This is a genomic window from Sandarakinorhabdus sp. (assembly GCF_041689835.1).
Taxonomy (GTDB): domain Bacteria; phylum Pseudomonadota; class Alphaproteobacteria; order Sphingomonadales; family Sphingomonadaceae; genus Sandarakinorhabdus.
In genome coordinates this window covers 1-12,917 of sequence record NZ_JBDNFM010000227.1, presented here as the reverse complement: position 1 = coordinate 12,917, position 12,917 = coordinate 1, and the positions used below count along the sequence as shown (strand labels likewise).

Genomic DNA, 12,917 nt, shown 5'->3' with positions numbered 1-12,917 from the left:
AGTTCGATATGGACAACGGCGGGCGTGTTGTCGCGGGTGTTCACCCGGGGAAAGGCGGGATCGGCGACGATCGAAGCGCGCAGCTTGTTGTGCGGATCGAGATAGGCCCTGCGCACGCCCTCATTTACCATTTCCTGAACGGTTTTCGTGGCTTGCCAGCGAACATTCATGCCGACTTTGACGAATGCCACCACAATGCCGGTATCCTGGCAAACCGGGCGATGCCCTTGGGCACACATGCGGCTGTTGGTGAGTATCTGGGCGATCGCGTCCTTGGCAGCAGGCGATTCTTCCAGTTCATGGGCGCGGCCAAGGGCGCGGATGTAATCCATCGGGTGAAAATAGCTGATGTATTGCAGCGCATCCGCCACGGATTCGATAACGTCTGCCTCGCGGATCACGGTCATGGGGCGGGTCCTGTTGTTTTTGGGTCACTTGAAAGCCGTCAAAGGTTAGGCGCGGTGCGGCCAAGCGTCTATATCCAGCGCGGCGGCTGGCTTGGGAAACAGTGCGGCAATTCTGCGCAAACCCTTGATGAAACGAATCCCCGGAGATCTGTGCGATCCGCGATTCCGCCGTTTCGGCCGACGTCAAGCAAACATTGGGGCTTGCGCGTTGAACCGGCTGTGGCACTATCAATAGCGTATCGGGGTCCACCAGACACAAATTGTGGTGGTTTCGAGCGGGGAGCACACAAGTGGCCGGGCGAGCCAGCCTGTGGATATCGGGGACAAGTGCCGCTGCGGCAAAGATGGCGCGTGACCCCGATTTGTTCCCTCCGTATGATTAACAGGCAAGATTAAAATGAGCGAGTTTCGCATGACTGACAGCAGCGCCGGCCTTACCACCGCCGATAATACCCTCGAGGTTGCCGGGAGCGGCGAGGCCTTGGCGGCCAGCTTGGCGGCCAGCGTGTTGGCTCAAGCCGCTGCGTCTGCGGCAAAGGTCACCACCAGGCCGGGCAGCAGCGACATCATGCCGTGGAAATTTCCGGTGACGGTGGACCGCAGCCGCGACGCGCTGCTCACCGCTTTCGGTAAGGACACGCTGGACGACCGCTATCTGTTGCCGGGCGAATCTTATCAGGATTTGTTTGCCCGCGTCGCGACAGCCTATGCCGACGATGCCGGGCACGCTCAGCGCCTTTACGATTACATCAGCCAATTGTGGTTCATGCCGGCAACGCCGGTGCTGTCCAACGGCGGCACCGGGCGCGGCCTGCCGATCAGCTGCTATCTCAACAGCGTCTCCGATAGCCTGGACGGCATTGTCAGCACCTGGAACGAGAATGTATGGCTCGCTTCGCGCGGCGGCGGCATCGGCACCTACTGGGGCCGGGTGCGCGGCATCGGGGAGCCGGTGGGCCTGAACGGCAAGACCAGCGGCATCATCCCGTTCGTGCGGGTGATGGATTCGCTCACGCTCGCCATTTCGCAGGGTTCGCTGCGGCGCGGTTCGGCGGCGGTCTATCTCGACATCACGCACCCGGAGATCGAGGAGTTCCTCGAAATCCGCAAGCCGTCGGGCGATTTCAACCGCAAGGCATTGAATTTGCATCACGGCGTCCTGATCACTGATGCGTTCATGGCAGCGGTGCGTGATGGCACCAGCTTTGATCTGATCAGCCCCAAGACCGGCGAAAAGCGGGCCGAGGTCGATGCCCGCGCACTCTTCACCAAGCTGGTGGAAACCCGCCTGTCCACCGGTGAACCCTACATTATCTTCATCGATGAGGTGAACCGCACGATGCCCAAGCACCAGCGCGATCTGGGGCTGAAGGTATCGACGTCGAATCTCTGCTCGGAAATCACCCTGCCCACCGGGCCGGACCATCTTGGCAATGATCGCACAGCCGTGTGCTGCCTGTCGTCGCTCAATCTGGAAACCTGGGATCAGTGGAACGGCGATCCGCGTTTTATCGAAGATTGCATGCGCTTCCTGGACAACGTGTTGCAGGATTATATCGACCGCGCCGAACCGGCGATGGCGCGCGCGGCCTATGCTGCATCACGCGAACGCTCGGTGGGCCTGGGCGTGATGGGCTTGCACAGTTTCTATCAGGCGCGCGGGCTGGCATTCGAAGGCGCCATGGCAAAAAGCTGGAACATCAAGATGTTCAAGCATATCCGTGCTCAGGTCGATCAGGCGTCGATGAACCTGGCGATTGAGCGTGGACCGTGCCCGGATGCCGCCGACATGGGCGTGATGGAGCGCTTTAGTTCCAAGATGGCCATCGCGCCGACCGCGTCGATCAGCATTATCTGCGGCGGCACCTCGGCTTGCATCGAACCGATCCCGGCCAATGTCTACACGCATAAAACCTTGTCCGGCAGCTTTGTCGTCAAGAATATCTATCTTGAGAAGTTGCTGATTTCCAAGGCGAAAAATAGTGACGCGGTGTGGAATTCCATGCTGGAGCGCGGCGGCTCGGTGCAGCACCTGGATTTCCTCACTACCGAGGAAAAGGCCACCTATCGCACCGCGTTTGAGATTGATCAGCGCTGGATGATCGAACTGGCAGCCGATCGCACGCCGTTCATCGATCAGGCGCAATCGTTGAACCTGTTCATCCCGGCCGATGTCGAGAAGTGGGATCTGTTGATGCTGCATTATCGCGCATGGGAATTGGGCATAAAATCGTTGTATTATCTGCGCTCGATGAGTGTGCAGCGGGCTGGATTCGCAGGCGGCGTCGAAGCCGACAACACGTCGCAAGCCCCGATCATTCAGGTGGAACGGCGAGATTATGATGAATGTCTGGCGTGCCAATAAGGCGCGTTGGTCAATCAGGTTTGGCCTGCCATACCGCAGGTTGATCTACCGGTTGGGGTGTTGCCCGATCGGACTATGAGGGGGTCGCGGCGATGAGTTCCACGACTTGTGGCCACGACCCCCTCCCAATCGTTGGCCGTGTGGTTTTTGGCACCGCGGCCGACATTGTGAGTAGGCGTGCCTTCGGCGGGATGCGTAGGGCCTCCAGCGGGTGTTTGTTGATGTCGGTTGGCGTCGCAATGCTGCAGGCAAAGTTATCGTGTTCCACGCGTGGTGCGGGTGCAAGGCGCTCCCCGCGTGCAGCATTGTCCTCGTCTTTGCGGCGGCGGGCCGGCCCACTGATGGCTTGGCGTATCGCGAAGGGCGGGTGCAGGGGCCTGGCCCCTGCTCGCTGAAGGTCTAGTTTTACTTGATTGCGTTTTACGTAGATTTTTCAATCGCTAACACAGGATTTTAGAACCATGCCGCTGCTTCAGGCATCCAAATCATACAAGCCCTTCGAATATCCTTGGGCCTATGATTTCTGGAAACGTCAGCAACAGATCCACTGGATGCCGGAAGAAGTTCCGCTGGGTGAGGATTGCCGTGATTGGGCGCAAAAACTCACCGATCACGAGCGCAACCTGCTGACGCAGATTTTCCGCTTTTTCACGCAGGCCGACGTCGAGGTGCAGGATTGCTACCACGACAAATATGGCAGCGTGTTCAAGCCGACCGCAATCAAGATGATGCTGACGTCGTTTTCCAATATGGAAACGATCCACATCGCCGCTTACAGCCACTTGCTCGACACGATCGGCATGCCTGAAAGTGAATATAGCGCCTTTCTGAATTACAAGGAAATGCGCGACAAGCATGATTACATGAGCACGTTCGGCGTGAGCAGCAACGAGGATATTGCCAAGACGCTGGCGATGTTCGGCGGCTTCACCGAAGGCCTGCAACTGTTCGCCAGCTTTGCCATGCTGATGAACTTCCCGCGCTTCAACAAGATGAAGGGCATGGGCCAGATCGTGTCGTGGAGCGTGCGCGATGAATCGCTGCATTGCGAAGGCATCGTCAAACTGTTCCACGCCTTCTGCGCCGAAACCGGCGTGCTGAACGCCCGCATCCGCGACGATATCGCCGATGTGTGCCAGCGCACCGTGCGGCTCGAAGACGCGTTCATCGATCTGGCGTTCGAAGAAGGTCCGGTGGCGGGGATGAACCCGAAGGATATCAAGCGTTATGTCCGCTACATCGCCGATTGGCGCCTGAAGCAGCTTGGCCTGCAGCCGATCTACATGATCGAGGAACACCCGCTGCCGTGGCTGACGCCGCTGCTCAACGGAGTGGAACACGCCAACTTCTTCGAAGCGCGCTCCACCGAATATTCCAAGGCCGCCACCAAGGGCGACTGGCAAGAAGTGTGGACCGCCTTCGACAGCCGCAAGGCCGCCAAGATCGCCAGCGAAACCTCGCCGGCCAGCAACGACGATGCCCAAGGCGGGTTGCTGGGCGTAGCGGCAGAATAACTTCTGTCCTCACGACCAAATGAACGAGCGGCGCGCCGGCCACCGGCGCGCCGCTTTTCGTTGCGCCCAACGCTGCCAGAAGGATCCCGGCGTTGGCCATGCTGACAGCAAACGTGCGCGAAGATTGTGCAGCCCTTCAAGCAAACGGGTGGGGTTCACGACCCTGCCCGCCGGAGGCATCCTTGTTTGCGTCCTGCGAAAGGAATTAGCCTTTCCTACTACAATTTGCGCCCCACCCATACGACTCGCCCGATGATGTGGACGGCGGCGGGGTCGCAGTCGGGCCAACTGGGGTAGGCTTCGTTGTCTGATTGGATGGTGATGCGGCGGGTGGCGGGGTTGAGGGAGAGGCGTTTGACGAGGAGGGCATCGTCGACGCGCAGCACGTAAATGCCGTCGCGGGCAGCGGCAGAATCGTTGGTGTCGATGATGATCTGATCGCCGTGCGCCAGCGTTGGCAGCATCGAATCGCCTTCGACGGAGATGATGGCCAACGCTTCGGGTGGTGAGTGGGCAAGATTGCGGACGAAGCCGGCCTGGAACGCGATGCGGGCGGTGGGGGTTTCCGAATCGGGCAGGGCGCCGGGGCCGGCAGAGGCGCGGATCTGGTATTGTGGGATCAACACATAATCATTGACAGCGCGGGCGAGCCCGGGGCGCGCCAGGATGGCGCGGCTCTCGTCGGCCGGGCCGCCCAGCAGATGTTCGGCGATGCCGAAGTGGCTGGCAAGGATGCGGCGGTCGCTTTCCGACAGGCGGCGCGGCACGCCGCGCTTGATGAACTGCTGGATATAACTCGCATTGCGGCCGAGCAGGCGCGACAGCGAGGCATAATCCTCACCGCGCGACGCGATCAGCGCGCCTAGCCGTGCCCGGATGGCGTTGCTGTCCATAGGTGCGAGCCTCCCTTCCTGGCCCACGATGGAGCCTATACCAGTAGTTTTTTTCCTAGACTAGTAGGATTTTGACCGGAATAAAGCGACACATCAGCCGAATCGCGAGGGATAAGCTGGTATTGTGTCCAATCCGAACAAGGAGTGAACGACATGAGCTTGTTGCCTGTCGTCGAGCGCCATTTGCGCGCTCACAGCGTACCACCCTCGCGCTTTGGCCGGCTGGTGGCCGGTGATCCGCGATTCGTCTTTGATCTGCGCCGGGGCCGTGAACCGCGCGCCGCCACAAGGGATCGCGTGCTGGCCCATATCGCCCGCACCGATGCCCAGGCCAGCAAGGATGTTCGCGCAACCAACAGCCGGATGGAGGGGCCCCATGCGACCGCATTGTGACAAGGCCCAGGCCGCCATTCTACGCGCCGCGGCCACTATTGCTGCACCGCTGGGTGCCCGGCTGGTGATCGAGGAATTGCGGGCGCGTGATTGGGCCAGCCTGACCCTGACCGGCACCCGCCATGAACTCGATGTGCGGCTGGACGGCGCGGGCGCTGCGGCCGCCATGGCGGTGCTGGCCGAACGTCTGCCGCAGGAAGCAATCAGCATCGCCGGCCAGATCATGGCGGAAGTGGTGGTGGAACCCGGCACCGCCGACGATGAGGGCGCGGCGATGACCATTTGCGCTCTCGTGATCAACGACTGACCGGACGAACGGCCGCCTGCCTTTGAGATAGGCAGGCGGCCGCGTCGATTGCGACAAAGTTGAGCAGCGCTCAAAAATGCTTGCCAGCCATGGCTGCTGCGGGCAGAGTATGAGTGTTAATTAAAAGTGCTGGGGCATTCAGCAGACATCGGGGCGGCGGGCAAGCACATGGTCAAACAGGCCAATCGGGCAGCGATCAGCGCCCGCACATATTCTTTCACGATAATCTTGCTGGCCGTTACATTGGCCGCTTGCGGCGAAAAGTCGGCGCCGCCGCCACCGCCACCGCCGGCCGTGCCGGTAAGGGTAGTGAGCGCGGCGCCGGTAAGCGGCGTGACCACGCTCGACGTTGCCGGCACCGTGCGGCTGAAGCGGGAAACGCCGCTGGCGTTCAACACGCCGGGCCGGATTGCCGCCATTCTGGTGCGCGAAGGCGACCGGGTCGCGGCCGGGCAGTTGCTGGCAAGGCTCGACACGACGGCGCTTGGCGCGAATCAGGCAGCAGCGGCGGCCGAAGTGGTGCGGGCGCGGGCCGATCTTCGCCGCGCCGAAAATTTGTTTGCCAAAGGCTGGGTAACGGCGCCGCGCGTGGAGCAGGCCCGCGCGACGATGGTTGCGGCCGCAGCGCGGGCGCGGGCCGCAGGTTTTGACGTGAGCTTGGCCGTGCTGCGTGCGCCGGCCGCCGGCGTGGTGCTGGCGCGGCCCGGTGAGCCGGGCCAGATCGCGCAGCCCGGGCAGGCGATCCTGACCATTGGCGATACGAATCAGGGGTTTGTGCTGCGGCTGCCATTGGCTGATCGTGATGCCGCGCGCGTTCGCCGCGGCCAGCCGGCAACGGTGAGCATACCGGCGCTGGGCCCGGGCACGCTGGCCGGCGCGGTGAGCGAAGTGGGCGCCCGCGGCGATGACGGTACTGGCACGTTCCGCGTAGAGGTAAGGCTGCCGGCCACTGCACGCCTCGCGTCGGGCCAGATCGGCAGCGCCCGGCTGGTGCTGGGCCCGGCCGCACCAGGGGCGCCGATAAGCGTGCCGGCCACCGCCGTTTTTGGCGCGCGTGCCGATGAAGGCTTTGTATATGTGCTGGAGCCGGTGACCCGCCGGGTGCGGCAACGCCAGGTGATGCTGGGTGCCGTGAGCGATGGCGGGGTGGTGGTGACTGGCGGGCTCAGGCCCGGCGAGCAAGTTGTGACCACCGGTATCGACCGGTTGCGCGACGGCCAGGTGATCGAATTGGCCGCCCCAAGGCAGACTGTCACGAAACAGGGCGGCAAGTGAACGCCATCATCCGTTTTGCCATCCAGCGCTGGCAGATCACCCTGGTGGTGTTCCTGGCGCTGACGGCGCTGGGCGTTTCCGCCTTCCTCGCTATTCCGCGTTCGGTAGATCCGCATTTCCCCTCGCCGTTCATCACCGTGATTGCCAACGTGCCGGGCGCTGAGCCGGCCGACATGGAAGCCACCATCGCCAAGCCGATCGAGGATGTGATCCAGGGCCTTGATGGTATCGTGAAGGTACAATCGCGTTCCACCGATTCCACCGCAGCCATCACCGGCGAATTCAGCTGGGATGGCGATCCGGACAAGAATTACGACGAGATTGTGCGGGAGGTGAATGCGATCCGGCAGAATCTGCCCACCGCGCTTACACGGCTGGAGTTCCAGAAAAGCCGCACCACCGAAGCTGCCGTGCTGCAATTTGCGTTGGTATCCGAAACCGCCAGTTATCGCCGGCTTGAAAAAATCGCCAAGGATTTGCGTGAGCGGCTGATCCGGGTGCCTGGCGTGCGCGGTGCGCGCGTGTTTGCGCTGCCCACGCCGGAAATGCGCGTGGCGCTGGATACTGGGCGCATGGCACAATTGGGTATCCCCGCCGCCGCCGTTACTGATGCTCTGCGCGGCGGCGGGCAGGATCTGCCGCCGGGCGCTGTTCAATCCGGCGAGGCGCGGCTGAACGTGCAGGCCGGCGGCGCCTACCGAAGCGTGGCCGAAGTCGCCGACGAACCGGTGCGGGCCCAGGGCCGCCGCATCGTGCGGGTGAAGGATATCGCCGCCGTCGGCTGGGCCTATGAGGAACAGCCGCACTTTGCCCGCTACAATGGCAAGCGTGCGGTGTGGGTGACGATGACCCAGAAGGACGGGCTCAATGTGCTCGATATCCGAAATGGTGCTGTCGCGGCGGCGCAAGACTATCGAAAGCTGTTGCCGCCCGACGTGAAACTGGAAGTAGCCTTTGATCAAAGCGACGACATCGCGCGCAAGCTTGGCCAGCTTGGCCGCGATTTCGCCATCGCGCTGGGCTTGGTGCTGATCACGCTGCTGCCGCTCGGCTGGCGGGCCAGTATAGTGGTGATGGTATCGGTACCGCTCAGCCTGGCCATGGGTGTGGCCGTGCTGAGCTGGAGCGGCTTCACGCTCAATCAGCTGGCGATATCAGGCTTCATCATCGCGCTTGGCCTGCTGGTGGACGACAGCATCGTGGTGACCGAAAACATCGCCCGCCACCTGCGCATGGGCAAGGAACGCCAGCAGGCCGCGATTGATGGCACTACCCAGATTGCTGTGGCGGTTGTTGGCTGCACTTTCGTGCTGCTGTTTGCCTTCCTGCCGCTGACCATGCTGCCCGAAGGCGCCGGCAAGTTCACCCGCAGCCTTCCCGTCGCTGTGCTGGGCACTGTCGCGGCGTCGTTATTGGTATCGCTCACCATCGTGCCGTTCCTTGCCAGCCGCATCCTGCCGCGCGATGAAAACGAGCATGGCAACGCCTTTCTGCAGGCGGTTAACAAAGGCATCCACCGTTTCTACCAGCCGGTGCTGCACTGGGGCCTGACGCACCCGTGGCGGGCGATGGGGGTTTCGACACTGCTGATATTTTCCGGCCTTGGCCTGGTGCCGTTCATTGGTTCCAGCCTGTTTCCGCCGGCTGAAACCCCCTATTTCACCGTGCAGGTGACCGGCCCGGAAGGCACGGCCATCCCCGCCACCGATCGCGCCGTGAAGGCGGTCGAAGCCGCCCTGAAAGGCGAACCCAATGTCACCGGCGTGGCCAGCAACATCGGCCGTGCCAACCCGCGCATTTTCTACAATCAGGTGAATAATGATCAGCGCAGCAACATCGGCGAAGTGCTGGTGACGCTGAAAGCCTGGGACAAGCCGGGCAGCCCGATGATGGTGGAGCGGTTGCGGACGAAGCTCGCCGCCGATCCCGACGCCCAATATGTCGTGAAGATTTTTCAGAACGGCCCGCCCATCGACGCGCCAATCCAGATCCGCATCGTCGGGCCGGGACTGGATGTGCTCAAGCGGCTGGCCGGTGAAGTGGAAGCCGTGATGCGCAAGGTGCCCGGCACCCGCGACGTGCGCAATCCGGTGGCAGTGGACACGCCGCGCCTCAATCTGGGCCTTGAAGCTGACAAGGCCGCGCTGCTGGGCGTTGCACCGGGTGCGCCGCGCCGCGCCTTGCGTCTGGCGCTGGCCGGGGAGACGGCAGGCCGTTTCCGCGATGTGGAAGGCGACAGTTACAATGTCGTGGTGCGACTGCCGCTGGCGCAGCGCCACAGCATCGCCGTGCTGGATGATATCTATGTGCCGGGCAGTGCTGGCGCTGTGCCGCTGCGGGAAATCGCCAATCCGTATCTGGATTCCGCTCCGCCGCGCATCAACCGCGAACGCCAGAGCCGCGTCGTCTATGTCGATTCCCAGATTGCCGATGGTTATCTGACCGCCAGGGTGAATAGCGCGGTGGTTGACGCTGTCAGGCAAGTGAAGCTGCCGGACGGCTATCGCTTTGATATCGGCGGGGAGGCTGAAACCGCGGCGCGCAGCTTTGGCGGGCTCGGGCCGATCATCGCGCTGGCGGTCTTTGGCATATTGGCGGTGCTGGTGATCGAATTTGGCCGCTTCCGCGAAACCATGGTGGTCGCCGGTGTCATCCCGCTTGGCTTGTTCGGCGGACTGATGGCGCTGTTCCTCACCGGTAATTCGCTCAGTTACACCGCCGTCATCGGTTTTGTTGCGCTGATCGGGATCGAGATCAAGAACAGCCTGTTGCTGGTCGATTTCACCACCCAGCTTCGCGAAGCCGGCCGCCCGCTGCGCGAAGCCATCGAGGAGGCCGGCGAAGTGCGGTTTCTGCCTGTGCTGCTGACTAGCGTGACCGCAATTGGCGGCCTGCTGCCGCTCGCTCTGTCAGGTTCAGGGCTGTATTCGCCGCTGGCGTGGGTAATCATCGGCGGGCTGGTGTCGTCCACGGTATTGTCGCGCGTGGTGACGCCGGTGATGTACCTGCTCATCGTGCAGGGCGCGGCTGCCGAAGCCGAGCCCGGCAATGCAGGGTGACGCTTTTGCACGATAAAGCTCAGCTTGATTGCACTGCAGCAGCGGCGGCAGTATCGCTGCCATCATGAAACGCAACGCCGGCCAGAATCCCGAAATCGTCAATCAGTGGCGGCCCGCCACCCAGATGGTGCGCGGCGGCACCATGCGCACCGAGGTGGGCGAAACCTCCGAAGCCATCTTCATGACCTCGGGCTATTGCTACGACAACGCCGAAGAAGCCGCCGCGCGCTTCCGCGGCGAACGGCCGGGCATGACCTACAGCCGTCTGCAGAATCCAACCGTGGAGATGCTTGAACGCCGTATTGCCCTGATCGAAGGGGCAGAGGCCGCACGCGCCACCGCGACCGGCATGGCGGCGATGTCCGGGATGCTGCTCTCCACCCTGTCGGCCGGCGATCATCTGGTGGCAGGCCGGGCGCTGTTCGGCTCGTGCCGCGTGCTGGTGGATACCATCCTGCCGCGCTTCGGCATCGAAACCACCACGGTCGACGCCCGCGACGTGGACGCCTGGGCCAAGGCGCGGCGTCCCAATACCAAGGCTTTCTTCCTCGAAACGCCAACCAATCCGGGGCTGGATCTGTGTGACATCCGGGCCATTGCCGATGTGGCGCACGATGCCGGCGCGCTGGTGATGGTCGATAATGCCTTTGCCTCGCCGATCGTGCAGCGCCCGCTCGATCACGGCGCCGATATCGTGGCCTATAGCGCAACCAAGCTGATGGACGGGCAGGGCCGCGTGTTGGCCGGCGCCGTTGTCGGCAGCGAAAAATGGATCAACGATACCTATCTTGCCTTTGCCCGCCACACCGGCCCGAATTTGTCGCCGTTCAACGCGTGGGTGGTGCTCAAAAGCCTGGAAACGCTCGATCTGCGCGTGCGCCGCCAGTGCGACAATGCTCTGAAATTGGCGGCTTGGCTCGAAAGCCGGGTGCCGCGTCTGGTGTATCCCGGCCTTGCCAGCCACCCCCAATATGATCTGGCGCGCCGCCAGATGAGCGCCGGCGGCACCATCGTTGCCATGCATCTGGATGGTGGCCGCGCGCAGGCGATGGCGCTGCTCGATGCGCTGGCCATCATCGATATCTCCAACAATTTGGGGGACAGCCGCACCCTGATGACCCACCCTGCCAGCACCACGCACGCCAGCGTATCGGACGGCGTGCGCGCCGAAATGGGCATCACCGAAGGCATGTTGCGCCTGAGTGTGGGGCTGGAAGATGTGGACGATTTGATCGACGATCTTGACCAGGCACTGAAATCGGCGGGATTATGACGGAATGATCAGGCAGATCTTCCCCTACGCTGAAACCACCGGCGGCATCACCGTGCGGGTGGCGCCGAATTATCTGGCCGATCAATCCGATCCCGAACGCGGCTATTATGTGTGGGCCTATCATGTGCGGGTGGAAAACGGCAGTCTGACCCCTGTACGGCTGATGGCACGGCGCTGGTTGATCACCGATGGCGATGGCCGCACCGAACAGGTTGAAGGCGACGGCGTGGTGGGGGTGCAGCCGTTGATCGCTCCGGGCAGCGCGTATGATTATGTTTCGGGGTGCCCGCTGGCCACGGTGTCTGGCCGCATGCAAGGCCGGTACGTGATGATGGGCGAAGACGGCGCGCGCTTTTCCGTGCTCATCCCGGCCTTTGCGCTGCAACAGCCGGTTGGCCGCCCGCCAGTCCATTGATTACCAGTCCATTGATTGCTGGTCGCGGGCCGGCCATTCTCTCCTCATGAAGCGCACCCATCTGCCTCTCAATGCCCTGCGCGTGTTCGAAGTGGCGGCCCGTCACCTGTCGTTCACTCGCGCCGCCGATGAACTGGCGGTTACTCCAGCTGCCGTGGGCCAGCAGATCCGCGCGCTCGAAGAAATGCTTGGCGTCGTGCTGTTCCGCCGCCTCACCCGCAATCTCGAACTCACCCACGAGGCACAGCAGGCACTTCCCGCGTTGCAGCAGGCGTTTCTGGCCTTTGAAGAGGCAGTGCGCCAGATGCAGGCCGGGCAATCCAGCCGCGTACTTTCCATCGCTGCGCCGCGCGCGCTGGTGGCAAAATGGCTTGCCGCCCGGCTGGCCGATTATGGCCGGCTCAATCCTGATCTGCGCTTTTCGATCGCCGCCCACGAAGCTGGCGAAATGGATTTCACCCAGGCCAATATCGATCTCGCCATTCATTTCGGCGGCGAACCGCAAGCCGAGGGCATCCACGGCCGCACGCTGGGCGTGGAGCGCTTGCTCACCGTGGCGGCACCGGGGCAGGGGCCGGGAACGGGCACAGATGCGCCGTGCATTGCCCATCCGCTCGACCTTGAAACCTCGTGTGTCCAAAGTGCGCTAACGGTGGCGGATGCCGGGCTGGCCATTGATGCCGCTGCCGCCGGCTTGGGCAAAACCCGGGTGCCGGCGCTGCTGGCCGCAGCAGATCTCGCTGCCGGGCGTATCATCGCGCTTGAAGAAGGCGAAGCCATGGCCGGCGCCTGGTGGCTCACGGCGCCCACGCCGCAATGGCGCCAGGCCAAGGTGCGGGCGCTGGTGGCCTTTCTCATCGGCTGATCGCCGCTGCGGCGGCTTGCAGGCAAGTTGCCGGCATCCGTCAAAACTGTCGGAATTTTTTACACATGCGATTTTCTGCTACTGGCGTCTGTGCTTGGCAGCGCGGGGCGCGCCGGATGCAGGTGAGCCGAATCGCGGGTCCGTCTTAGCT

Annotated in this window: 12 protein-coding genes; 9 read left to right on the top strand and 3 right to left on the bottom strand. The window is 62.8% G+C overall.

The genetic code is table 11. The annotated features are described in order from the left end of the window. Positions 1 to 407, bottom strand: a 407-nt coding sequence (locus ACESL8_RS12105; protein ID WP_372919203.1) for a fumarate hydratase, incomplete at its 3' end; no start/stop codon positions are given. A gap of 397 nt (positions 408 to 804) precedes the next feature. On the opposite strand from ACESL8_RS12105, the gene ACESL8_RS12100 reads away from it, so the two are divergent. Both ACESL8_RS12100 and ACESL8_RS12095 read left to right on the top strand, forming a co-directional pair. Beyond that, the gene (locus ACESL8_RS12100; RefSeq protein WP_372919201.1) at positions 805 to 2,772 is read left to right on the top strand and encodes a ribonucleoside-diphosphate reductase subunit alpha; all 1,968 of its coding nucleotides are present in this window, start codon (positions 805 to 807) and stop codon (positions 2,770 to 2,772) included. 461 nt (positions 2,773 to 3,233) lie between these two features. Beyond that, positions 3,234 to 4,286 carry a ribonucleotide-diphosphate reductase subunit beta gene (locus tag ACESL8_RS12095; protein WP_372919199.1) on the top strand — a complete coding sequence of 351 codons (1,053 nt, stop codon included), beginning with the start codon at positions 3,234 to 3,236 and terminating at the stop codon, positions 4,284 to 4,286. A 218-nt stretch (positions 4,287 to 4,504) separates the two neighbouring features. Here ACESL8_RS12095 and ACESL8_RS12090 read toward each other — a convergent pair whose 3' ends face one another. Next, positions 4,505 to 5,179 (bottom strand): helix-turn-helix transcriptional regulator, encoded by a 675-nt coding sequence (locus tag ACESL8_RS12090; protein ID WP_372919197.1) that lies wholly within the window; start codon positions 5,177 to 5,179, stop codon positions 4,505 to 4,507. Between the two features lie 153 nt (positions 5,180 to 5,332). On the opposite strand from ACESL8_RS12090, the gene ACESL8_RS12085 reads away from it, so the two are divergent. Both ACESL8_RS12085 and ACESL8_RS12080 read left to right on the top strand, forming a co-directional pair. Beyond that, the gene (locus ACESL8_RS12085; protein WP_372919195.1) at positions 5,333 to 5,572 is read left to right on the top strand and encodes a hypothetical protein; all 240 of its coding nucleotides are present in this window, start codon (positions 5,333 to 5,335) and stop codon (positions 5,570 to 5,572) included. Then, positions 5,556 to 5,879, top strand: coding sequence for a hypothetical protein (locus ACESL8_RS12080; RefSeq protein ID WP_372919193.1), 324 nt, complete (start codon positions 5,556 to 5,558; stop codon positions 5,877 to 5,879). The genes ACESL8_RS12085 and ACESL8_RS12080 overlap by 17 nt, the downstream gene beginning before the upstream one ends. Positions 5,880 to 5,995: 116 nt before the next feature. On the opposite strand, the gene ACESL8_RS12075 is transcribed toward ACESL8_RS12080, so the two are convergent. After that, entirely contained in the window at positions 5,996 to 6,220 is a 225-nt protein-coding gene (locus ACESL8_RS12075; RefSeq protein WP_372919191.1) for a hypothetical protein, read from the bottom strand. Between ACESL8_RS12075 and ACESL8_RS12070 the strand changes: the two genes are divergently transcribed. The 5 genes from ACESL8_RS12070 (at position 6,213) to ACESL8_RS12050 (ending at position 12,766) form a co-directional block, all read left to right on the top strand. After that, the gene (locus ACESL8_RS12070; RefSeq protein ID WP_372919189.1) at positions 6,213 to 7,154 is read left to right on the top strand and encodes an efflux RND transporter periplasmic adaptor subunit; all 942 of its coding nucleotides are present in this window, start codon (positions 6,213 to 6,215) and stop codon (positions 7,152 to 7,154) included. The two genes, ACESL8_RS12075 and ACESL8_RS12070, sit on opposite strands and share 8 nt — an antisense overlap. Next, positions 7,151 to 10,213 carry an efflux RND transporter permease subunit gene (locus tag ACESL8_RS12065; RefSeq protein ID WP_372919187.1) on the top strand — a complete coding sequence of 1,021 codons (3,063 nt, stop codon included), beginning with the start codon at positions 7,151 to 7,153 and terminating at the stop codon, positions 10,211 to 10,213. Before ACESL8_RS12070 ends, ACESL8_RS12065 begins: the two co-directional genes overlap by 4 nt. A 64-nt stretch (positions 10,214 to 10,277) precedes the next feature. After that, the gene (gene metZ, locus ACESL8_RS12060; RefSeq protein WP_372919185.1) at positions 10,278 to 11,486 is read left to right on the top strand and encodes an O-succinylhomoserine sulfhydrylase; all 1,209 of its coding nucleotides are present in this window, start codon (positions 10,278 to 10,280) and stop codon (positions 11,484 to 11,486) included. Positions 11,487 to 11,490: 4 nt separating this feature from the next. Continuing rightward, entirely contained in the window at positions 11,491 to 11,901 is a 411-nt protein-coding gene (apaG, locus tag ACESL8_RS12055) for a Co2+/Mg2+ efflux protein ApaG (protein WP_372919183.1), read from the top strand. A gap of 46 nt (positions 11,902 to 11,947) precedes the next feature. After that, positions 11,948 to 12,766: a LysR family transcriptional regulator gene (locus tag ACESL8_RS12050; protein ID WP_372919181.1), complete on the top strand. Its 819-nt coding sequence runs from the start codon at positions 11,948 to 11,950 to the stop codon at positions 12,764 to 12,766. The last annotated feature ends 151 nt before the right edge of the window (positions 12,767 to 12,917 follow it).

What these genes read in the sequence shown, in the direction of transcription:
- ACESL8_RS12100 (WP_372919201.1), top strand. Translation starts at nt 805, where the DNA reads ATGAGCGAGTTTCGCATGACTGACAGCAGCGCCGGCCTTACCACCGCC.
- ACESL8_RS12095 (WP_372919199.1), top strand. Translation starts at nt 3,234, where the DNA reads ATGCCGCTGCTTCAGGCATCCAAATCATACAAGCCCTTCGAATATCCT.
- ACESL8_RS12090 (WP_372919197.1), bottom strand. Translation starts at nt 5,179, where the DNA reads ATGGACAGCAACGCCATCCGGGCACGGCTAGGCGCGCTGATCGCGTCG.
- ACESL8_RS12085 (WP_372919195.1), top strand. Translation starts at nt 5,333, where the DNA reads ATGAGCTTGTTGCCTGTCGTCGAGCGCCATTTGCGCGCTCACAGCGTA.
- ACESL8_RS12080 (WP_372919193.1), top strand. Translation starts at nt 5,556, where the DNA reads ATGCGACCGCATTGTGACAAGGCCCAGGCCGCCATTCTACGCGCCGCG.
- metZ (WP_372919185.1), top strand. Translation starts at nt 10,278, where the DNA reads ATGAAACGCAACGCCGGCCAGAATCCCGAAATCGTCAATCAGTGGCGG.
- apaG (WP_372919183.1), top strand. Translation starts at nt 11,491, where the DNA reads ATGATCAGGCAGATCTTCCCCTACGCTGAAACCACCGGCGGCATCACC.
- ACESL8_RS12050 (WP_372919181.1), top strand. Translation starts at nt 11,948, where the DNA reads ATGAAGCGCACCCATCTGCCTCTCAATGCCCTGCGCGTGTTCGAAGTG.